Here is a 238-nt window from a genome sequence, read left to right as displayed (position 1 = left end):
CAGCTCTTCAGCCGGTAGCCCGTGCGGAAGATGTAGGTCACGAGGCCGAGGCAGATCACGAGGAACAGCGCGGTCATGCCGAGGCTGATCGCGATGTTCACGTCCGCATTGCCGAAGAACGCCCAGCGGAACCCGCTGATCAGGTACACGACCGGGTTCAGCAGGCTCACCGCGTGCCAGAACGGCGGCAGCATGCCGATCGCGTAGAAGCTGCCGCCCAGGAAGGTGAGCGGGGTCA

1 protein-coding gene is annotated in these 238 nt (G+C 64.7%); it reads right to left on the bottom strand.

Translation table 11 applies throughout. The features are described 5' to 3' along the window. On the bottom strand, positions 1–238 hold a 238-nt coding region (locus KZZ07_RS27415; protein ID WP_219520204.1), incomplete at both ends, for an ABC transporter permease.

The organism is Mameliella sp. CS4, assembly GCF_019392335.1.
Lineage (GTDB): Bacteria > Pseudomonadota > Alphaproteobacteria > Rhodobacterales > Rhodobacteraceae > Antarctobacter.
Note: the sequence above shows the minus strand (reverse complement) of the source record. Positions and strands in the feature narration are given on the sequence as shown.